Annotated in this window: 19 protein-coding genes and 2 pseudogenes; 10 read left to right on the top strand and 11 right to left on the bottom strand. The window is 59.2% G+C overall.

What is annotated here, in order from left to right; translation table 11 throughout:
• The first annotated feature begins 291 nt into the window (after positions 1 to 291).
• On the top strand, positions 292 to 1113 hold the full coding sequence (locus ACM6IR_RS04180) for an aldo/keto reductase (protein ID WP_414906517.1): 822 nt from the start codon (positions 292 to 294) through the stop codon (positions 1111 to 1113).
• Positions 1114 to 1143: 30 nt separating this feature from the next.
• Positions 1144 to 1614 carry a DUF1810 domain-containing protein gene (locus tag ACM6IR_RS04175; protein WP_414906516.1) on the top strand — a complete coding sequence of 157 codons (471 nt, stop codon included), beginning with the start codon at positions 1144 to 1146 and terminating at the stop codon, positions 1612 to 1614.
• Here ACM6IR_RS04175 and ACM6IR_RS04170 read toward each other — a convergent pair.
• From ACM6IR_RS04170 to ACM6IR_RS04160, 3 genes and pseudogenes are all read right to left on the bottom strand, one after another.
• A complete protein-coding gene (locus tag ACM6IR_RS04170; RefSeq protein ID WP_414906515.1) occupies positions 1579 to 3939 on the bottom strand; it encodes a DNA polymerase II in 2361 nt (786 codons plus the stop codon). The two genes, ACM6IR_RS04175 and ACM6IR_RS04170, sit on opposite strands and share 36 nt — an antisense overlap.
• 341 nt (positions 3940 to 4280) lie before the next feature.
• Positions 4281 to 5036: a methyl-accepting chemotaxis protein gene (locus ACM6IR_RS04165; protein ID WP_414906531.1), complete on the bottom strand. Its 756-nt coding sequence runs from the start codon at positions 5034 to 5036 to the stop codon at positions 4281 to 4283.
• Positions 5037 to 5138: 102 nt separating this feature from the next.
• Positions 5139 to 5957, bottom strand: a pseudogene (locus ACM6IR_RS04160) (cache domain-containing protein); the annotation flags it as partial.
• Between the two features lie 291 nt (positions 5958 to 6248).
• On the opposite strand from ACM6IR_RS04160, the pseudogene ACM6IR_RS04155 reads away from it, so the two are divergent.
• The 3 genes and pseudogenes from ACM6IR_RS04155 to tal form a co-directional block, all read left to right on the top strand.
• Positions 6249 to 7538 (top strand): annotated as a pseudogene (locus ACM6IR_RS04155) (HAMP domain-containing protein); the annotation flags it as partial.
• A gap of 102 nt (positions 7539 to 7640) precedes the next feature.
• Positions 7641 to 8396, top strand: a complete 756-nt coding sequence (locus ACM6IR_RS04150) for a methyl-accepting chemotaxis protein (RefSeq protein WP_414906530.1) — start codon at positions 7641 to 7643, stop codon at positions 8394 to 8396.
• Positions 8397 to 8682: 286 nt separating this feature from the next.
• Positions 8683 to 9609 carry a transaldolase gene (gene tal / locus ACM6IR_RS04145; RefSeq protein ID WP_414906514.1) on the top strand — a complete coding sequence of 309 codons (927 nt, stop codon included), beginning with the start codon at positions 8683 to 8685 and terminating at the stop codon, positions 9607 to 9609.
• 233 nt (positions 9610 to 9842) lie between these two features.
• Here the strand turns inward: tal and rssC are convergent, their stop codons facing one another.
• Together rssC and rssB are read right to left on the bottom strand one after the other, a co-directional pair.
• Complete coding sequence (rssC, locus tag ACM6IR_RS04140) at positions 9843 to 10325, bottom strand: anti-sigma factor antagonist RssC (protein ID WP_007935262.1); 483 nt, start codon at positions 10323 to 10325, stop codon at positions 9843 to 9845.
• A complete protein-coding gene (rssB, locus tag ACM6IR_RS04135; protein WP_414906513.1) occupies positions 10325 to 11506 on the bottom strand; it encodes a two-component system response regulator RssB in 1182 nt (393 codons plus the stop codon). Before rssB ends, rssC begins: the two co-directional genes overlap by 1 nt.
• Positions 11507 to 11783: 277 nt before the next feature.
• Here rssB and ACM6IR_RS04130 point away from each other — a divergent pair, with 277 nt between their 5' ends.
• Complete coding sequence (locus tag ACM6IR_RS04130; RefSeq protein WP_414906512.1) at positions 11784 to 12083, top strand: PilZ domain-containing protein; 300 nt, start codon at positions 11784 to 11786, stop codon at positions 12081 to 12083.
• 59 nt (positions 12084 to 12142) lie between these two features.
• Here the strand turns inward: ACM6IR_RS04130 and ACM6IR_RS04125 are convergent, their stop codons facing one another.
• Positions 12143 to 12832 carry a VacJ family lipoprotein gene (locus ACM6IR_RS04125; RefSeq protein ID WP_414906511.1) on the bottom strand — a complete coding sequence of 230 codons (690 nt, stop codon included), beginning with the start codon at positions 12830 to 12832 and terminating at the stop codon, positions 12143 to 12145.
• 201 nt (positions 12833 to 13033) lie between these two features.
• On the opposite strand from ACM6IR_RS04125, the gene ACM6IR_RS04120 reads away from it, so the two are divergent.
• Positions 13034 to 13654: an HAD family phosphatase gene (locus ACM6IR_RS04120; protein WP_414906510.1), complete on the top strand. Its 621-nt coding sequence runs from the start codon at positions 13034 to 13036 to the stop codon at positions 13652 to 13654.
• 109 nt (positions 13655 to 13763) lie between these two features.
• A complete protein-coding gene (locus ACM6IR_RS04115) occupies positions 13764 to 14027 on the top strand; it encodes a DUF4404 family protein (RefSeq protein WP_414906509.1) in 264 nt (87 codons plus the stop codon).
• A gap of 109 nt (positions 14028 to 14136) precedes the next feature.
• Here the strand turns inward: ACM6IR_RS04115 and queF are convergent, their stop codons facing one another.
• Together queF and ACM6IR_RS04105 are read right to left on the bottom strand one after the other, a co-directional pair.
• Positions 14137 to 14967, bottom strand: a complete 831-nt coding sequence (queF, locus tag ACM6IR_RS04110) for an NADPH-dependent 7-cyano-7-deazaguanine reductase QueF (protein WP_414906508.1) — start codon at positions 14965 to 14967, stop codon at positions 14137 to 14139.
• Positions 14968 to 15028: 61 nt separating this feature from the next.
• Positions 15029 to 15553: a plastocyanin/azurin family copper-binding protein gene (locus ACM6IR_RS04105; protein ID WP_414906507.1), complete on the bottom strand. Its 525-nt coding sequence runs from the start codon at positions 15551 to 15553 to the stop codon at positions 15029 to 15031.
• A gap of 154 nt (positions 15554 to 15707) precedes the next feature.
• Between ACM6IR_RS04105 and ACM6IR_RS04100 the strand changes: the two genes are divergently transcribed.
• Together ACM6IR_RS04100 and ACM6IR_RS04095 are read left to right on the top strand one after the other, a co-directional pair.
• Positions 15708 to 16388: a heavy metal response regulator transcription factor gene (locus ACM6IR_RS04100; RefSeq protein WP_414906506.1), complete on the top strand. Its 681-nt coding sequence runs from the start codon at positions 15708 to 15710 to the stop codon at positions 16386 to 16388.
• Positions 16388 to 17737: a heavy metal sensor histidine kinase gene (locus ACM6IR_RS04095; protein WP_414906505.1), complete on the top strand. Its 1350-nt coding sequence runs from the start codon at positions 16388 to 16390 to the stop codon at positions 17735 to 17737. Before ACM6IR_RS04100 ends, ACM6IR_RS04095 begins: the two co-directional genes overlap by 1 nt.
• 123 nt (positions 17738 to 17860) lie before the next feature.
• Here the strand turns inward: ACM6IR_RS04095 and ACM6IR_RS04090 are convergent, their stop codons facing one another.
• The 3 genes from ACM6IR_RS04090 to ACM6IR_RS04080 form a co-directional block, all read right to left on the bottom strand.
• A complete protein-coding gene (locus tag ACM6IR_RS04090; RefSeq protein ID WP_414906504.1) occupies positions 17861 to 19105 on the bottom strand; it encodes a lipoprotein-releasing ABC transporter permease subunit in 1245 nt (414 codons plus the stop codon).
• A 66-nt stretch (positions 19106 to 19171) separates the two neighbouring features.
• Positions 19172 to 19855, bottom strand: coding sequence for a lipoprotein-releasing ABC transporter ATP-binding protein LolD (lolD, locus tag ACM6IR_RS04085; protein ID WP_414906503.1), 684 nt, complete (start codon positions 19853 to 19855; stop codon positions 19172 to 19174).
• A 7-nt stretch (positions 19856 to 19862) separates the two neighbouring features.
• Positions 19863 to 21113 carry a lipoprotein-releasing ABC transporter permease subunit gene (locus ACM6IR_RS04080; protein ID WP_414906502.1) on the bottom strand — a complete coding sequence of 417 codons (1251 nt, stop codon included), beginning with the start codon at positions 21111 to 21113 and terminating at the stop codon, positions 19863 to 19865.
• Positions 21114 to 21129: the final 16 nt, after the last annotated feature.

Genomic DNA, 21129 nt, shown 5'->3' with positions numbered 1-21129 from the left:
ATCCTGAAAAAGTGCAGTGCCGATGGTCCGTAAGCAGATCCCGGCCCAACGCAATCCCGTAGCAGCTGCCGAGCCTGCGAGGCCGCGACCGACTGCACAGCAGTCGTAAAATCAAGCTCCGCGGAGTTTCTAGCAAACCGCGTATGCAGAGTCTGCGAGGACCTTGGTCGAGCGCGACCCCGGCTCGAACGCAGCCTCGCAGGCTCGGCAGCTGCTACATCTCGAGGGAACCCAGGGGTTATTCTGCTGCCAACTGGAGAGCATTCATCGATTCAAAATAAGGAGGTTTTCATGCGAACCCTCAAACTGGCCGGCGTCTACGTACCGGTCATCGGCCAAGGCACCTGGCGCATGGGTGAGGATCACACCCGACGCACCCAGGAAGTTGCCGCGCTACGCCTGGGCATCGAGCTGGGCATGACCCTGATCGATACCGCTGAAATGTACGCCGAAGGTGGTGCCGAGGAGGTGGTGGGCGAAGCCATCGCCGGCCAGCGCGACGACGTTTTTCTTGTCAGCAAGGTCTACCCGCACAACGCCAGCCGCACAGGCATCCCTCAGGCGTGCGAACGCAGCCTGCAGCGTCTGAATACCGATTACATCGATTTGTATTTGTTGCACTGGCGTGGCGAGTATCCCTTGGAGGAAACCGTCGAGGCTTTCGAGCGCTTGCGCGACGCCGGCAAAATCGGTCGGTGGGGCGTGTCCAATTTTGACGTGGATGACTTGCAGGAATTGGCCTCGCTGACCTGTGCCACCAATCAGGTGCTCTACAATTTAGAAGAGCGCGGCATTGAATTCGATCTGCTGCCCTGGTGCCAACAGCATCAGCTTCCAATCATGGCCTACTGCCCGATCAGCCAGGGTGGACATATGTTGGTCAATTCCACACTCCATCAGGTGGCTGACCGTCACGGGGTAACACCGGCCCAGGTAGCGCTGGCATGGATTCTGCGTCAGGACGTGGTGATCGCCATCCCCAAAGCGGTCCGGCCTGAACATGTACAGCTCAATGCGCAAGCGGCGCAATTGCAGCTTGAAGCAGGGGATCTGGAGGCGCTGGACCACGCGTTTCGCGCGCCACAACGCAAACAGCGGTTGGCCATGGTCTAAGCCATCGCGGTTTCATCAGAGGGCTTCTGCATGAGAAGCACTGATCAGTTGGATACCTTTAATCTGCAACGTTTTGTCCAGGCCCAGGCGCCGGTGTTCGAGCGGGTTCAAGAAGAGCTGAGCGCCGGCAAGAAACGCCGGCATTGGATGTGGTTCGTTTTTCCGCAGATTGCCGGCCTCGGCGGCAGTGAAATGTCCCGTCATTTCGCCATTACTTCCGGACAGGAAGCGGCGGCGTACCTGGCTCATCCACTGCTGGGCTCACGCTTGCGGATGTGCACGCAATTAGTGCTGAACGTCCAGCAACGCTCGATTGTCGAGATTTTTGGTCATCCCGATGACCTCAAGTTTCACTCATCGATGACGCTGTTCGCCCAGTTCGCCCCCGAAGACAGCCTGTTTCACCAGTCGCTAAAGCGCTACTTTCACGGCATACCGGATGACTGGACGCTCTCACTGCTGGACTCAAAACAGGCCCAACTGCCCACCGATCAACGTTGAAAAGTCGTCATCCACGAACGGCAGTATGGCGTCCGCTACCGGTTGTAGCTGCCGTGTGACGTAATGGTCGTAGTCGATGGGCGCACTGCGGATTTCCAGCGGCTCGGGACCGGCGACGGTGATCACGTAACTGATCCAGCCACCGTTCTGGTATTGCCGCGGCCGCCCCCGCTGATCGTTGTAGTCGTCGGCAATGCGCGCCGCTCGCACGTGCGGCGGCACATTGCGCTGATAGTCATCAAGGGTGCGGCGCAGACGCTTGCGGTAGATCAGACGGTCATCGAATTCACCGGCCAGGGTTTTACGCACGTAGTCGCGCACGTAATCCTGATAGGGCTTGCGATGGAAAATCCGCGAATACAGCTCCTGCTGAAATTGCCGGGCCAGCGGCGACCAGTCGGTGCGCACGGTTTCCAGCCCCTTGTAGACCATTTCATCGGTGCCGTCGGCGCGAGTGACGAGCCCGGCATAGCGCTTCTTGCTGCCCTCCTCCGCCCCTCGAATAGTCGGCATCAGAAAGCGTTTGTAGTGGGTTTCGAACTGCAATTCCAGGGCACTTTCCAGCCCATATTCCTGCCGTACATGCTCGCGCCACCATTGATTGACGTGGTCCACCAGCGCGAGGCCAATCTTCGCCGCATCTTCCTGGCCGTGGGCGCGGCGCAACCAGACGAAGGTCGAGTCGGTGTCGCCGTAGATCACGGTGTGGCCTTGGGCTTCGATCAGCTGGCGGGTGCGCAGCATGATCTCGTGGCCACGCAAGGTAATGGACGACGCCAGGCGTGTATCGAAGAAGCGGCAGCCGCTGGAGCCGAGCACGCCGTAGAAGGCGTTCATGATGATCTTTAGCGTTTGGGACAGCGGTGCGTTGTGTTCGCGCTTGGCGGTTTCGCGACCTTGTGCGACGCGGGCCACGATGGCGGGCAGGCAATGCCGGGTCCTGGAAAAACGCGCGCCACGGAATCCGGGCACCGACTCGCTGTCGTCGGGATGCTTGAGTCCCTCGATCAGCCCCACCGGATCGATCAGGAAGGTGCGGATAATCGACGGATAAAGGCTTTTGTAGTCGAGCACCAGCACCGATTCGTAAAGCCCCGGTTGCGAGTCCATGACAAAACCACCGGGGCTGGCCTGAGGTGGTCGGCCGCCGAGATTGGGCGCGACGAAGCCTTGCCGGTGCATGAGCGGCATGTAGAGGTGCGTGAACGCCGCCACCGAACCGCCGCTGCGATCGGCCGGCAGACCGGTGACACTGGCGCGCTCCAGCAGAAATGTCAGCAACTGGGTCTTGGCAAAGATCCGCGTGACCAGTTCGCAATCCTTGAGGTTGTACTTGGCCAGCGCCGGCTTGTCCTCGGCGAACATGCGATTGATTTCATCCATACGCTGGTACGGCGTGCTGATCGCCTTGCCCTCGCCGAGCAGGGTCTGCGCGACATTTTCCAGGCTGAACGAGGGGAAGCTCCAGGTCGCCGAGCGCAGGGACTCGATACCGTCGATGATCAATCGGCCAGCGGCCGAGGCGAAGTAATGGTTGCGGCTGCCGTGTTCACGCCACTGCATTTCTTCGCCGCCACGCCCAAGCTTTAGCGGCACCGCCAAGCGTCGGGCATGTTCGTGCAGTACCCGCAAATCGAACTGCACGAGGTTCCAGCCGATGATCGCGTCGGGGTCATGCCGGGCAAACCATTCGTTGAGTTTTTTCAGCAGCAGGGTTCGGGAGTCGCAATACTCGAGCTGGAAATCCACACAAGAATCATCGCCATTGGGCGGGCCGAGCATGTAGACCTGACGCTCACCGCAGCCTTCCAGCGCAATCGAATACAACTCGCCCTGAGCGGTGGTTTCGATGTCCAGGGAGACCAGCTTTAACGTCGGGCGATAGTCGGGGTCGGGTTTCATCTGCGCGTCGAGCAGCAGCCCCTCGGCACTCGGTGTGCCACCGAAGAGGACCGGCGCTGTGATGAATCGCTCCATCATGTAGCGCTCGGGCGGGCGAACATCGGATTCGAACATCTCAACGCCGGACTTGCGCAGTGCGGTTTCCAGTCGCATCAACTGACCGTGCTGCTGGCAATACAGACCGAGCACCGGGCGGTGCTCGAAATCCAGCAACGCCAAAGGCCGCAGCTCGAGGTTTTTTTCGCCGTGCAACACCTGTTCAGCGTGCTCACGTTGAGCCGCCGGAATAAACGCCACGGACGGTTGATAAGGCAGGCGGATTCGCTGGGGACCGCTATCGGTCGCCAGCCAGAACTCGACTTCCGTGCCGGCCGGGGTATCGCGCCAATGCCGGGTCAGGACGAAGCCCCGCTGTAAATCCACCACTGCAACCTCACGATCTGATTCAGGTCACAATTCTACGCGTGCCCGCCCTGAAAAGATCGCCGCCTTGAGCCGCAACAAATCGCCGTGCTCTGGCCCGACAGCCGACGGTCGTCGGTGAAGGTAAGGACGGTGATTGATTTCTATGTGGAATGCTTTGGCGCAGTGCGGTACTGGAACAGGCCATCACATCAACGCAACCTGTAGCAGCTGGCGCAGCCTGCGTCCGGCTGCGCAGCAGTCGTAAAATCAGCCAACGCGGTGTATCTGGCGAACCGCGATCGCAGGTTTTACGACTGCTGCGCAGCCGGACGCAGGCTGCTACAAAGGATGGTTGTGGGTCAGATACGGAACTGTCCGACCAGTTGGCCCAGGCGCTGACCGAGTTCGGCGAGGCTGCGGGAGGTTTGGGCGCCAAGCTGGGTTTCGTCGGCGACGCTGTCCACCGCCACGGCAATCTGATGCACGCTGCGATTGATCTCCTCGGCCACGGCAGTCTGCTCTTCGGCGGCGCTGGCAATCTGGGCGTTCATCGAGTTAATGGTGGCGATCAACTGAGCCATGGTATCGAGCGAGGCGCCCGCCTCGTTGGCTTGGGCCGAAGTGCCATCGCCGGCCTCGCTGGATCGACGCATGGCCTCCACTGCCGATTGAGTACCGGCCTGCAAACGGTCGATCATGCCCTGGATTTCCTGGGTACTGATTTGTGTGCGACTGGCCAGCGCACGGACCTCATCCGCCACCACGGCAAACCCCCGGCCGGCCTCACCGGCCCGGGCCGCTTCGATGGCAGCGTTGAGCGCCAGGAGGTTGGTCTGATCGGCAATCGAGCGGATCACGCCCAGCACGCTGACAATCGACGACACGTCTTTTTGCAGGCTGTCGAGGGACAGGCCGCTGCTGCGAATGTCATCCACCAGCGCATGAATCTTCACAATGCTGCCCGCGACCACACGCTTGGCCGCCTGACCTTCTTCGTCAGTCTGCTGGGCAGCCACCGCCGCGTTTTGTGCGCTTTTGGCGACTTCCTGGGCGGCAGCCGACATTTCGTTGATCGCCGTAGCGACCTGATCGGTTTCGTGACGCTGACGCTCCATCGCCTGATCCGAACGCTGGGCCTGATCAGAGACCTGATTGACCAGCCCGGTCAGTTGCGACGTCATTTCAGTAATCTGGCGCACCAGGCCATGGATCTTGTCGACGAAACGGTTGAACGAGCCGGCCAGTTCGCCGAGTTCGTCCTGACGGGTGATGGTCAAGCGCCGGGTCAGGTCGCCCTCGCCCGCCGCGATGTCGTCAAGGTTGGCTTTCATCTGGTTCAGCGGACGCAGAATGGTGTTGGCCAGCAGCATCCCGACAGCGGCGATCACCAGCAACATCACGGCCGCGAGGCCGGCAATGGTTAACACCACGCCTTCCATCCGCTCCTGCACCTTGGCCTCAACCAGCGCGACTTGCGCCTCGATACCGTCGAGGTTCACCGACGTACCGATCGCCATGTCCCACTTCGACAGGTATTCGGTGTAACCCAGTTTGGGCACCAGCACCTGGCTGTTGCCGGGCAAGGGCGAACTGTATTGCAGGTAATGAGTGCCGTCCTTCGCGACTTTCACCAGGTCGCGATTGACGTAGACACCGTTCGGATCGCGGTTGTCCTTGAAGCTCTGGCCCACGCCTTCGGGGCTGTTGGCCTTGAACAGGCGCACGGTGTTGGAGTCGTACCCGAAGAAGTAGCCTTCCTTGCCGTAGGTGATACTCGACAGCAACTTGATCACCTGGGCCCGTGCCGCGTCATCGCCGGGAGCGGCGGCGTCGTAGAGCGGTTTGATCATGGTCATGGCCACGGCAACGTAACTTTGCAGGGTCGCCTTGGCATCGCTGAGCAGACGCTGGCGCGTTTCCTCGACCTCCTTGTGAGCCTGTTCCTGAAGAATGAACAACGTGGCCAGGCTGATGACCAGCGCAAAGAGCAACACCGGGAGAACGGCAAGGGACAGGACTTTGGCCTTCAGGCTCATGCGCATGACGTTCACTCTTTTGATTTTATTGGCGTGGTTAAAGGCTTTAACGGCACACAAAACCAAAAGTTGAGTCAGTAAGGCACCCTGCCCCCTGTAGGAGCGAGCTCGCTCGCGAAGGACTTAAGAGCAACGGGTTTATTCAGGAGGAGCGCGTTATCGTTGACGTCCTTCGCGAGCGAGCTCGCTCCTACAGGGGCGCGGTGGTTATTCGTCCGGGACCATCAAGAAAGCCGAATCACGGCCGCTACAGTGCAAAGTCTCAGATATATATCGAATAAGGACGTCTCCATGTCGCTCAGACAACTTTCCATTCAATGGAAGATCACCCTGCTGGCCGGGCTTTGCCTGGCCGGTGTCGTGACCCTGCTGGTGGGTCTTTCGCTGTATCGCATGGAGCACAGCTCCGCGCTCGTGAAAGCCTCAAGCATGGAGATGCTCAACGAAGCTGCCCAGGCCCGGATTGAATCCCAGGGCGAAAACCAGGCATTGAACATACGCCAGCAGTTTATGGATGCCTATCAATATGGTCACGGCTTTTCCCGTCAGGTGCTATTCCTGAGGGAACAGGCCGAGAAACGTTTTCTCGATGCCTTTGACCTGCGTGAAGACATGACGCGTCAGGTCAAGTCAGCCCTGCAAGCCAACCCGGAACTGCTCGGCCTGTCCCTGGTGTTCGAAGCCAATGCACTGGACGGCAAAGACGACCTGTTCGCCGGCCAAGCGGAGCTGGGCAGCAACGACAAAGGCCGATTTGCCCTGTATTGGTCACAGCCGACGCCGGGCAAGGTCACCTCCATGGCCCTGCCGGAAAAAGACCTGGCCGACACCAGCAGCGGCCCCAGCGGCGAAGCGGCCAACGCCTGGTTCATCTGCCCGCGCACCACACTCAAGCCGTGTGTGATCGAACCCTACTTCTACATGATCGACGGCCAAAACGTGCTGATGACCAGCATCGTTTTCCCACTGTTGGTCAACGGCAAGGTCATCGCTTCACTGTCGGTGGATATCAACCTCAACAGCCTGCAAGCGCTCAGCCAGGGCGCCAGCAAGAAGCTTTATGACGGCCAGACCAACGTCAGCATCATCAGCCCGGCCGGTTTGCTCGCCGGTTACAGCCCGGACGCCAGCAAACTCAGTCAGCGCCTGGAGGCGGTGGACAAAACCAGCGGTGCCGAGCTGATCCGCATGCTCGCTTCCAGTACCCACACCCAAAGCCTGCGCAGCAATCAGCAATTAAAAGTGCTGTCGCCGTTCCAGCCGATTCCTGGCGGCAAATCGTGGGGCGTGCTGCTCGATGTGCCGGAAAAAATCCTGATCGGCCCAGCCGAAGCGCTGAAAAAACAACTCGATGACAGCAACACGGCCGGCACACTCGTAGAACTCGGACTGGGCGCGCTGGCCGCGTTGATCGGCCTGTTGCTGGTGTGGCTGATGGCGCGCAGCGTCACCAAGCCGATCCTTGGCGTGGCGCACATGCTGGAAGACATTGCGAGCGGCGAAGGCGACCTGACGCGCCGCCTGGCCTACGACAAGAAGGACGAACTGGGCCAGTTGGCCGGTTGGTTCAACCGCTTCCTCGACAAGCTGCAACCGATCATCGCCGAGGTCAAACGCTCGGTGCAGGACGCTCGCAGCACGGCGGATCAATCCTCCGCCATCGCCACCCAGACCAGCGCCGGCATGGAGCAGCAATACCGCCAGGTAGACCAGGTCGCGACTGCGTCTCACGAAATGAGCGCCACCGCCCAGGACGTCGCCCGCAGTGCCGCGCAAGCCGCCCACGCGGCACGGGATGCCGACCACGCCACCCGTCGTGGCCTGACCGTGATCGATCAGACCACCACCAGCATCGACAACCTCGCCGCCGACATGAGCGCGGCGATGGTGCAAGTCGAAGGGCTGGCGGCCAACAGCGAGAAAATCGGTTCGGTGCTGGAAGTGATTCGCGCCATCGCCGAGCAGACCAACCTGCTGGCGCTCAACGCCGCGATCGAGGCGGCCCGCGCGGGTGAGGCCGGACGCGGTTTTGCCGTGGTGGCCGATGAAGTACGCAACCTGGCGCGTCGGACCCAGGAGTCGGTCGAAGAAACCCGCCTGGTGATTGAGCAGTTGCAGAGTGGCACGCAGGAGGTGGTGGGCTCGATGAACAACAGCCATCGCCAGGCTCAGGGCAGTGTCGAGCAGGTCAGCCAGGCCGTGACGGCGCTACGTCAGATAGGCGACGCGGTGACGGTGATCAGCGATATGAACCTGCAGATCGCCAGTGCCGCCGAGGAGCAAAGCGCAGTGGCCGAGGAGATCAACAACAACGTGGCGACCATCCGGGATGTGACCGAGTCGCTCTCGGGTCAGGCCAATGAGTCTGCCCGGGTGAGCCAATCGCTCAACAGCCTGGCCAATCAGCAGCAGAGCCTAATGGATCAGTTCCGCGTGTAGTGTTTGGGATCATTCTCCTGTAGGAGCGAGCTTGCTCGCGATGGTGTGTCAGTCGACATCAACGTCGCTGATGTGCCATCGCGAGCAAGCTCGCTCATACAGGCCTGCCTGTCAGTCGAATTGAACCTGTGCCGCATTTTGGCATCGTATTTATCGACACCACGCCTCGCCATTCAAACAGCCGTTTTCAGGTTGTTGCCGCTGAGGCCATCGATACACCTACGTGCCCTTGAGTGGCTGTCAGCGCTCGGGTAATGTCATCAGACCCATAGGACAGAGCACGCCCATGACTTCCAAGCTGGAACAACTCAAACAGATCACCACCGTCGTTGCCGACACCGGCGACTTCGAAGCTATCGCTCGCGTTAAACCCGTGGACGCTACGACCAACCCTTCCCTGCTGCTCAAAGCGGCGGCCATTCCCGGTTATGCCGAGTTGCTGAACACTTGCATCAAGGACTGCAAGGGCGATGTGGGCCTGGCCAGCGACCGTTTTGGCATTGCGGTAGGGCAAGAAATCCTGAAGGTCATTCCTGGCCGTATTTCCACTGAAGTGGATGCGCGGCTGTCGTTTGACACTGATGCCGTCTTGAAGCGCGCGCACCGTCTGATCGATCTGTACGACAAGGCCGGCATTGGCCGCGACCGTGTACTGATCAAGATCGCGTCCACTTGGGAAGGCATCCGCGCTGCCGAGATTCTGGAAAAGGAAGGCATCCAGACCAACCTCACGCTGCTGTTCTCGTTCGCTCAGGCCGCCGCGTGTGCCGATGCGGGCGTGTTCCTGATTTCGCCGTTCGTGGGCCGTATCTACGACTGGTACAAGAAAGCCAACGGCAACGACTACACCGGAGCAGATGATCCGGGCGTGCAATCGGTGACCCGTATCTACAATTACTACAAAGCCAATGACTACAAAACCGTGGTGATGGGCGCAAGTTTCCGTAACCTGAACCAGATCGAGCAACTGGCCGGCTGTGACCGCCTGACCATCAGCCCAGACTTGATCGACAAGCTGGCGGCCGATACTGGCAAACTGGAGCGCAAATTGGCGCCGGGGCATGCGGGTGAAGCACGCTTGAGCCTGAATGAAGCGCAATTCCGTTGGTTGTCCAACGAGGATGCCATGGCAACCGAGAAACTGGCTGAAGGCATTCGTCAGTTTGCCCGTGACCAGGAAAAGCTTGAGGCTCTTCTGCAAGCCAAGCTGTGATCTAGTTCAATGCAAAAAGGGCGAACCTTAATGGGTTCGCCCTTTTTTGCATCTGTTAGGTAGTGGCGTTGGCTTCGCACCGACGGCTGTGGAGGTCGTGCAGATGCCTTCGCGGGCAAGCCTCGCTCCTACAGGGGAATTATGGCAGGTCGCGGTAATTTCAACGACGCAAAATTGTAGGAGTGAGGCTTGCCCGCGAAGGCGTCCGGACAGGCGCCCATTGACTCAAGGAATCAGTGACGCTCCAGCGCATTCACGAGGTCATGAAACGCTTCACGATTGGAGTCATTGAGGCCCATGAGGATCTTGTGCGCTTCGAGCACTTTGATTCGCACCACCTCTTCGGACTGATCCTGATCTGGCAGGTCGGTCAGGCACTCAGGGCACGGGATCGGGCGATCAACGATGTTGAACACCTGCTCGAAACCCATGGACTGCAGCAGCCGGGTGATGTCTTCGTGGGTGGTGACGACGGTCGGAAGCAAGCCGACTTTCTGCCGTGACAGAATCGACAGCTTGGCCAGCAGGCCAAGGGTGGTGCTGTCGATGCTGCGGGTTTCGGTCAGGTCGATCACGATCGCATTGAAGTTCAACGCCGTGAAGATCCGCTCAATTGTCGCATCCAACGCCGAACACAGGGTCAGGCGAACTTCACCGACGAACTTCAGGACGAAGGTGCCGTCCTGCTCGGCGAACTGGATTCTACCGGTACTCATTAAAGATTCCTGCTCAACACCAACAGGGCGATATCATCCGGCATCTCCCCTAGCGTGGCCAATCCAAAAACCTGCCGCAGACCATCCAGGCTGCCGCCCGCTGCCTTGACCCGTTGAGGCAAAGCCGCTTCTTTTTCTTTGAGTGTAGGTTCTGGCAAAAGGTCCAGAATGCCATCGGACATCAGCGTCAGGCTGAATGTCGGCGGCAACTCCATCACGTGGTCTTCGTAGGTGGCTTCATTGAAGAGGCCCACCGGCAGACCGCGCCCTTCCAGATAACGAACACTGTCTGGCGTGTACAACACTGGCAACGGCAAATGACCGCCGATGCTATAGGTCAACAAACCTGTCTCCTCGTCGATGACTCCACCGACCATTGTGACGTGTTTACCCAGCTTACAACTGATCAGGCCTCGGTTGATATGACCAAGGACCTCTGAAGGCTTGAATTCAGGCAATGTGCCGCTGCGCTTGGATTCGAACAGCAAGCGCGTGGTCATGAATTTCAGCAGCACGGTCACAAAGGCTGAAGAGGCGCCATGTCCGGAAACGTCCGCCAGGTAAAAGGCGACCCGACGTTCGTCGACCCGAAAGTAGTCGACAAAATCACCCGACAGGTACAGCGACGGGATGATCTGGTGTGCAAACTTGAACTCGTCGATGGCCCAGGGGCTGACCGGCAGCATGTTCATCTGCACCTGGCGACCGGCATTCTGGTCTTCCTGGAGCAGGTTCAGGCTGGCTTCAAGCTCGCGATTGGCCTTTTCCAGCTTCTCGCGGTAGCGCTGGTTTTCCAGCAGCAGGCGCGCGCGATCCAGGGCCCTGCGCACAGAGTGCTCGAGCACAGCCAGATCTTCGAGAGGCTTGATCAGGTAGTCCGCCGCGCCCAGGCGCAGGGCCTCGACCGCGTCGTTCATCACGCCAGCGCCCGAAACCACGATGACCGGGGTTTGCGGCGACAGCTCGGTGACCTGGCGGATAAGTTCGAGTCCGCCCATCTGCGGCATGCGCAGATCGCAGATGACCAAGTCGGGCTTGTCTTGCTCGAATACCTGAAGTCCCTGCTGGCCATTGCTGGCCTGCAGGACGCTGAAACCACTGTCTTCCAAATAGGCGGCGAGGCTCGCGCGCACTACTTCGTCATCATCGATTATCAGCAGCGTGGCACTGGTTTTTGGCATGTGGGCAAACGGCGCCAGAATTAGGTTGGCGTAGCAGGCGGGGTTTTTTGGCCCGGCTCACACTACTGGATTCGCTTTCTAGCCTCTCTGCTGCACTGTTTTCGAGCACTTGCCCTACACACAGGTACACCAGAGGTGCCCTTCTAAGGCGCAGACGGTACTCCCATCCGCGGGGCGTTTCAAGCTCACGCCGATGGTCGCCTGACGTCTTTACTTGTCAAATCACCGAGAGTTATAAGAACAGGCAAAACCGTAACCCAATGGAAGGGCCAAGCCCATGAGTCAAATCGATCGGGACTACAGCGAAAAGCGTGATTTTATCCGCATGCGGGTCGATGCCGATGTATCGCTGATTCATGAAGGAGACGAGGTTGCAGCCGTCTGCATCGACCTTTCCAGCAGTGGCATGCAGGTAAAGGCACCGCGCGCGTTCAAGGTCGGTGACCGCCTGAACGTACGGATAGATTCAGAGCACGCCGCCCTCAAAGGGCTTGAAGCCGACACCGAAGTGGTGTGGGTCAGGGAACAGGACGGCAGCAGTCAGAAACTTGGGCTTACAATCCTGAAGATGAAATAACCCGGATCCAAACGAAAGAAGGCGGCCATTGGCCGCCTTCTTCGTTTTATCGGTCGAAATCAAAAATCGTCTTCGACCTTGCCGTCTTTGACTTTGAATTCGCGGTTCTGCAAGTACGCATTGCGGATAAAGATGTACTTGTCGCCGGTGATCAGCTTCTCGGACGACAGCAGGCTCGCACGAGTGTCGATGGTATCCAGAGCGAAGAACGAATTGCGCACCGCTACATCGTCGACGTAACGATAAGGGCCGGTGTAGGTGTCGATGTACTTGGACGGCGCATCACGCAAGGTGCTTGGGCCGAAGAACGGCAGCATTACGTAAGGACCGCTGCCTACGCCCCAATAGCCGAGGGTCTGGCCAAAGTCTTCGTCATTGCGGTGCAGGCCCATTTTGGTACCGACATCGATGACCCCCAGCAAGCCGAAGGTGGTGTTGAAAATCAGACGTGCCGTGTCAACGCCTGCGGCGGCTGGCTTGGCCTGCAAGACATCGTTGGCCAGGTTGCGTACATCACCGATGTTCTGGAAGAAGTTGTGAATGCCATCTTCGACAAATTGAGGTGTCACGTACTGATAGCCTTTAGCCAAAGGTTTCAGCGCGTAAGTGTCGAGCACATCGTTGAACTTGTAGATTGGACGGTTGATGCTTTCCCAAGGATCGTCTTCCGAAGCGGCCTGAGCAACAAACGGAACCAGCAACACACTGGCACACACACAAAGCTGAGCTAGACGATTGCTCCAGCGCATAGAAAAACTCCTTGGAATGGTACTGGCGCGGGCACTGGGCCCGGGCGTTAAGCTGGCTAGTATAAGACGTAAAAGCCGGATTAGGCAGCATCGGGCGCGGTGGCCTGCGGATGATTGGCCATGATTGTGAGCGATTCACAACAATGTCACTCAACTGTCACCGGCAACGCCTAGCCTTGTCACTATTTCAGGGACGTTGACATGCCACGCGCCGAAACCTTGCCCCTCGTTGCGCCCAGCCTGACCGCCGTGTTGTTCGGTCTCAGTGGTTGCCTGGTGGATTTCGGCGCCCGCACGCGCCAGCATGGCGGCCCTGTTGCCGAACTCGCCGAGGTCACACCTGGCGCACTGGAGAGTCTGCACAGTCTGCAACGTCAGCAGATCCCCTGTGCCTGGCTCGATGAGCTCCCCCCTGCCCTCAGCCATTCACTGGCCGCTGCCTTGCCGGAATGGATCAAACCGTCGCAACACCTTGCAACAAATAATCCCTGGCCGGCCCCGAATGCCTGCTGGCAGGCATTAATGACCCTGAATGTCGAACGCCTGGAAGGTTGTGTGCTGGTCAGCGGCGAACCGCGATTGCTGCAAGCGGGGCTCAATGCCGGGTTGTGGACCATTGGCCTGGCATCCTGCGGCTCGCTTTGCGGGCTGGCGCCCAACGAATGGCAGGCACTAACCCAGCAGGAAAGGGAATTCAAACGGGGCAAGGCGACGGTCCAGTTGTTCGGTCTGGGCGTGCACTCGGTGATTGATCACCTCGGCGAACTGGACACCTGCCTGGCAGACATCAGCCTGCGCCGACTCAAGGGCGAAAAGCCCTGATCGAGATCATGCACGTTGTGCGGGAGTGGATTAATCTAAAGGTCAGCCATAGACCTTTGGCGCGCTGCTGCGGTCTATGCCAGTGCCTATCGATAAAAGGAAGAACGCCATGCCTGCCCGCGAACTGCAAGAACAGCTCAATACTCTGCGCGAGCAATTGGACCAGAATCCACCGCTGTCCGAAGCCGAGCGCGAAGACCTGCACACGCTGATGCGACAGATCGAGATGGAGCTGGAGCTCGAAACCAAAACCAAGGATTCCAGCCTGGCCGACGGCGTCAACCTGGCTGTCGAACGCTTCGAACTCGAACACCCCGTCATTGCCGGCACCTTGCGCAACATTGCGCAAACCCTGGGCAATATCGGGATCTGAACCTGTCAAATACCCCCTGTAGGAGCGAGCTTGCTCGCGAAGGTGTGTCAGCTACATTGATGTCGACTGACACTCCATCGCGAGCAAGCTCGCTCCTGCAGGGGGGTATTTATTGGCGGACCAGTCGATGGTTCGGCAGCTGCACTTCTTCAGTGCTGCGATAGGGGTTGATGTCCAACCCGCCGCGACGCACATACCGCGCATACACCGTCAGTTTCTCAGGTTTGAGCAAACGCTGCAGATCAAGGAAAATTCGCTCCACGCACTGCTCATGGAAGTCCGAGTGCTGACGGAAGCTCACGATGTACTCCAGCAAACTCGCGTGATCCAGCGCCGCACCACGGTACTCTACCGCCACACTCCCCCAGTCCGGCTGACTGGTCACCGGGCAGTTGGATTTGAGTAAATGACTGTGCACGCTTTCTTCCACGATCCGCGAATCATCGCAACGCAGCAGCTCCGGACGAGGATGTTCATAGTTGCTGACGCTGATATCCAGGTCATCGATGCACACGCCCGGCAACGCCACGACACCTTCGGCCTCGACATCCTTCAGGCTGCGGATCCGCACGCCCACCGGTTTGCCGGCAGCGGCCGACAGGTCATTCATCAGCGTCGCTTCAAGGCTTGCGGTGTCGGCAAACGGCGTCTGGTTCAGGGAGTTCAGATACAGCTTGAACGACTTTGACTCGATAATATTTGGCGAGTCCGCCGGAATACTGAACTCACCAATCGCCACCACTGGCTTGCCCGACGGCAATAGCCACGACAGCTCGAAGCAGTTCCAGAAATCCACACCTTTATACGGCAGGGTTTCAGCCGTCAGCCCCAGCTCCGCCCATTTCGCGGTACGCGGGATCGGGAACAGCAAGGACGGTGTGTACGTGGCGATGTATTCGCTGGATTTGCCCAGCGGCGAGTGTTCGGCTGCGGGATGCATGGCGGAAACCTGACTGAAGAATCAGCGGATTCTACCAGCCTTTGCTCCCGCCTTTGAGTGCTTACTGACTGACAGTCAACTTGCCGACCATGCCGGCCTGGTAATGACCGGGGATATTGCAGGCAAATTCCAGGTTGGTGGCTTTGGTAAAGGTCCAGGTCAATTCTGCAGTTTTCCCCGGTTCTACGAGGACGCTATTCGGGTCATCGTGTTTCATCATTCCATGGTCCATGCCGGCCATGGAGTCGTGGTCCATGTTCTTCATGCCTGTAGGCGTGAGCATGCCGCTCTGCTGCATCTTCAGCATTTCCTGCTGATGCTTTGCATGCATTGCCGAGTCCCCGAGGTTGAATTCGTGGAGCAATTGACCTTTATTCACCAGCACAAAACGAACCGTCTCACCGGCCTTGATGTCGATGGCCTTCGGCGTAAACGACATATCGCCCATCACCACTTCAACGCTGCGGGTAGCCTTGGCCGCCGGGGCCGGCTGACCGAAATCATAAGTCATCGTCGGCGATGCCCGTACCGGCGAACTCAGCACCAGCAAACACGCGGTCAGCACCAGAGATTTGCGCAAAAACATAGTCGTACTCCAACAAGATAAGGTTCAGCCTGTGGAAAACTCTAAACTGTCACCACTGCCCGCAACCTGACAGCCAGATTACAACTTTGTCAGGTTAGCCTGCACTCACGCGGCCCACGGTATAAAGCGTTCGTTCCATTTGCCCGAGTTGACCATGAAACTGCTGATCGTCGAAGACCAACCGAAAACTGGCCACTACCTGCGCCAGGGCCTGACCGAGGCCGGTTTCAACACCGAACTCGTGGCCGACGGCAGCATCGGCCAGCAACTGGCATTGAGTGGTGATTACGCGCTGTTGATCCTCGATGTGATGTTGCCGGGCCGCGATGGCTGGCAGATTTTGCAAGCGGTGCGGGGTGCTGGCCTCGACACGCCGGTACTGTTTCTGACCGCGCGCGATGCGGTGGAGGACAGGGTTCACGGCCTCGAACTGGGCGCCGACGATTACCTGGTCAAGCCGTTCGCCTTTTCCGAACTGCTGGCCCGCGTCCGCAGCCTGTTGCGTCGCGGCAGTGCCACGCCGCAGGAAACCAGCCTGCAACTGGCCGATCTTCGACTGGATTTGATCCGTCGCCGGGTTGAACGCGGCGGTCAGCGTATCGACCTGACAGCCAAGGAATTCGCTTTACTGGAAATGCTCCTGCGCCGTCAGGGCGAAGTCTTGCCCAAGTCGCTGATCGCCTCTCAGGTGTGGGACATGAATTTCGACAGTGACACCAATGTCATCGAAGTCGCGATCCGCCGCCTGCGCCTGAAGATCGACGATAACTTTGCGAACAAGTTGATCCACACCGTGCGCGGCATGGGTTACGTCCTTGAAGAGCGCCCCGCCTGATGCGCCGACTTTCGTTAAGCAGTCGTCTGGCGTTGCTGTTTGCCGCGTGCACGGCCGTGGTTTCGCTGTTCGCCGGGGTGTTGTTCAGTCGCGCCAGTGAAGCGCATTTCGTCGAACTCGATCAGCAATTGCTGGATGGCAAGTTGATTGGCTTGCGCCGGGCGCTGCATGACATTCAGTCGAGTGAAAGCGAAATCAAACTGGCCGATGAATTGAGCCGGCAGGCTGATCTGTCGCTGCGGATCACGGGCAGCGATGGCCAGCGCTGGTATGACAGCTCATCGCGCCTGCCTGACAAGCTTCCGCAAAAACCGGGCTTGTCGACCCTGAACGACGACGGCACCGACTACCGTGTTCTGAATGCGCCGCTGTTTGTCGACAAGCCTGACTCACCGCAACTGATCCTGCTGCTCGACATCACGCATCACCAGCACTTTCTGCAACGCATGCAGCACCTGATCTGGCTGACGGTGGGTTTGTCAGCCCTGGCCACCGCCCTGCTCGGTGCGTGGGCCGCGCGCAGCGGCTTGCGGCCGCTGCGACGCATGAGTGCAGTCGCCAGCGGTGTTTCGGCACAATCGCTCAACGCACGCCTGCCCGAAGAAAACATGCCGCCAGAGCTCGCGGAAATGGCTCACAGCTTCAACGCCATGCTCGGGCGCCTCGACGACTCTTTTCAACGGCTTTCGGCCTTCTCCGCCGACATCGCCCATGAACTGCGCACGCCATTGTCGAACCTGTTGACCCACACTCAGGTCACCCTCACCCGCCCACGGCCCATAGAGGATTACCGTGAAGCGCTGCACAGTAACCTCGAAGAACTGCAGTGGATGGCGCAACTGGTCAACGACATGTTGTACCTGGCCAAGGCTGACCATGGGTTGCTGATGCCCAAGCGCGAACCGCTGGAGCTGGCGGAAGAAGCGGATGTGCTGCTGGAGTTTTTTGCGCCACTGGCCGAGGACGCCCAGGTGACGTTGAGCCGCGACGGAGCTGCGCACATGCAGGGCGACCGCAGCATGTTGCGGCGGGCGCTTTCGAATTTGCTGGATAACGCGCTGCGGTTCACGCCGGTCGGGGGTGAGGTTCGGGTGCGGATTGTCGATCAGCCTAAAGGGGTGAGCCTGACGGTTGAGAACAGCGGAAATGGCATTGACGGGGCGTTGCTACCGCGTTTGTTTGATCGCTTCTACCGGGCTGATCCGTCGCGACAGGAAGGCAGCAGTGAACACGCGGGATTGGGACTGGCGATTACCCAGTCGATCATCCGCGCCCATGGTGGGCAGATTCATTGTGAATCGGATAACGGGTGGACGCAGTTTGTGATTGAGTTGCCCACGGGAGATTGAGGCCAGCAGGGCTGGCCCCTTCGCGAGCAGGCTCGCACACATTGGGTTTGAGTCGTGCACACATGTGTGGCTCAACTCGCTCAACTGTGGGAGCGAGCCTGCTCGCGAAGGCGGCCTATGAGACTACGAATACCGCAACGCGTAAGCCGGCTCGATCTTCGCCGCCCGATACGCCGGGTAAACGGTAGCCAAAAAGCTCAGGATGAAACCCGCCGAGCAAATCAACAACACATCCCCACCTTGCAGCTCCGACGGTAAGTTACTGACGAAATACACGTCAGAACTGAAGATATGCTGCCCGCTCACCCGCTCGATCCATCCCACCATTTCACTGACGTTCAGCGCCGCAATCACTCCCAGCACGCCACCGATCAAGGTCCCGACAATGCCGATCACCGTGCCCTGCACCATGAAGATCGCCATGATCTGCCGCGGTGTCGCGCCAATGGTCCGCAGGATCGCGATGTCCGCGCCCTTGTCGTTCACGACCATGATCAGGGTCGCGATGATGTTGAACGCCGCCACGGCGACGATCATCAGCAACAGCAGGCCGATCATGGTTTTTTCCATTTTCATCGCACTGAACAGACTGCCCTGGGTGTGGGTCCAGTCGTCAGCCTTGTAAGCAGTGCCCAGCCCGCCAGCAATATCACTGGAGACCTTCGGCGCAGCGTAAAAATCCTTCACCGCCAAGCGCACGCTCTGCACCTGATTCGGCTGCCAATGCTGCATCTGCGCGGCATCGGCGACGTGGATCAGCGCCATGGAGCCATCCAGCTCAGCGCCCACCTTGAACACGCCAACGACGTTCAGTCGCTGCATGCGCGGGGTAATGCCCCCCGGTGCATTGCTGACTTCCGGCACGATCAGGGTGATTTTGTCGCCGACATTCAAGCGGAAGCGCCGCGCCGTGATCTCACCGACCACCACGCCAAACTCGCCCGGCTTCAAGTCATCGAGACGGCCCTGGACAATGTGTTGAGCAACAATCGACACCTTGCCTTCCAGCGCAGGATCGACGCCGCTGACCTGGATCGGCTGCATCGTGCCTTTATAGGAGAGCATGCCTTCCATCTCGGTGAACGGCACCGCCGCCGTCACTTCGGGATTTTTCATCGCGGCAGCGGCAACCGGCTGCCAATCGTCGATCGGGTTCACACCGACGATGGTCGCGTGCGGCACCATGCCGAGGATGCGCGAACTCATTTCGCGCTGAAAGCCATTCATCACCGACAACACCACGATCATCGACAGCACGCCGAGGGCGAGGCCGATCATCGACGTCATCGAGATGAAGGAGACAAAGCGATTGCGGCGCTTGGCGCGGGTATAGCGCATGCCGATAAAGATCGATAACGGTCTGAACATTCGCTGGGGCACCGTATAAAAATAAAAGACCCGACGCACTGTTCAGTGACGCCGGGTTTCAGCCAATCAGATGGGGGTCAGGTAACCTTCCTGCAAATGCAGGACGCGATCCATCTGGCGAGCCAGGTTCATGTCGTGAGTCACCACCAGGAACGCCGTGCGCATCGAGGTGCTGAGTTCCAGCATCAAATCCTGAATGCCCTGGGCGGTGTGGGAGTCGAGGTTGCCGGTCGGCTCGTCGAGCATCACCAGGCCTGGTTTGTTCACCAGCGCACGGGCGATGGCCACACGCTGGCGTTCGCCACCGGACAATTCAGCCGGTTTGTGCTCCAGACGATGGCCCAGCCCTACCCGCTCCAGCAATGCCGTCGCACGCTGACGCGCTTGCGGGATCGAGGTTTTGCCGATCAACAGCGGCATGCAGACGTTTTCCAGCGCGGTGAATTCCGGCAGCAAATGGTGGAACTGGTACACGAACCCGAGGGAACGGTTACGCAGCAGGCCACGATTCTTTTCGCTCAGTGCCGAAAGCTCTTCACCGTCGAGCCAGACGCTGCCCTTGGTCGGCGTGTCGAGACCGCCCAGCAGGTTGAGCAAGGTACTTTTACCCGAACCCGACGTTCCGACGATCGCCACGCGCTCGCCTGGATGCAGCTCCAGTTGCAGACCGGCCAGAACCTCGACCGACTCCGGGCCTTCCAGGTAGGATTTGCCCAGGTTGCGGCAGCTCAAGATTGCTTTATCACTCATGCCCGACTCACTCATAACGTAACGCCTCCGCAGGCTGGGTGCGCGCGGCACGCCAGGCTGGATACAGGGTGGCGAGGAAACTCAGGACCAACGCGGCAGCGCAGACCATCAACACATCCTGGCTCTGCACTTGCGACGGCAGGTAATCGATGAAGTACACGTCGGCGTTGAGGAACTTGTGCCCGATCAGGCCTTCGAGGACCGAGATCGCGGCGCTGACGTTCAACGCAGCGAAAATCCCGACCACGGCGCCGATCAGCGTACCGACCACGCCAATGACGGTGCCCTGCACCATGAAGATCGCCATGATCGACCCCGGTGTGGCGCCGAGTGTGCGCAAAATCGCGATATCGCCCTTCTTGTCGTTCACCACCATCACCAGCGTGGAAATGATGTTGAACGCCGCGACGGCGACGATCAGCAGCAACAGCAAACCGATCATGGCTTTTTCCATGCGGATCGCCTGATACAGATTGCCGTGGGTGCGAGTCCAGTCACGGGCGTAAAAATGATCTTCACCGAGCTGCTGGGCGATGGTCCACGCGGTGCGTGGCGCCTGGAACAGGTCGTCGAACTTCAACCGGATGCCCTGCACCTGATCCGGTTTCCAGCGGTGCAGCTTCGCCAGATCCTGCAGGTTGGTGATGCCAAGGTAGCCGTCGAGCTCACCGGCGCCGACATGGAAAATGCCGACCACGGTAAAGCGTTTCATGCGCGGGAACATCCCGGCAGGGGTCACCGTGACTTCCGGTGCGACAAATGTCAGCTTGTCGCCGATGGCAGCTCCAAGCTTGGCCGCCGCCTTGTCGCCGATGACGATGCCGAAACTGCCGGGCGTCAGGTCGTCGAGTTTGCCCTGCTGCATGAAGTTATCAATGATCGAGACTTGCCGTTCCAGCGCAGGGTCCACGGCATTGAGCAGGACTTTGGAGACTTTGCCGTTGTTGGTCAGCAAACCCTGCATCTGCGTGAATGGCGCAACGGCCGTCACCTGCGGGTTCTGCTTGACCTTGGCGGCCAGGCTTTGCCAGTCGCTGATCGGTTCACCCGACTCGATGGTTGCGTGGGGCACCATGCCCAGCACGCGGGTGCGCATCTCATGATCGAAGCCGTTCATGACCGACAGCACCACAATCATCACGACAACGCCGAGGGCGAGTCCGATCATCGAGGTCAGGGAAATGAACGACACAAAATGATTGCGACGCTTTGCACGTGTATAACGCGTGCCAATAAATACGAAGAGAGGTCTGAACATGTCGGGGCTTGTTCGG

The organism is Pseudomonas sp. IT-P253 (assembly GCF_949768125.1).
Classification (GTDB): domain Bacteria; phylum Pseudomonadota; class Gammaproteobacteria; order Pseudomonadales; family Pseudomonadaceae; genus Aquipseudomonas.
Note: the sequence above shows the minus strand (reverse complement) of the source record. Positions and strands in the feature narration are given on the sequence as shown.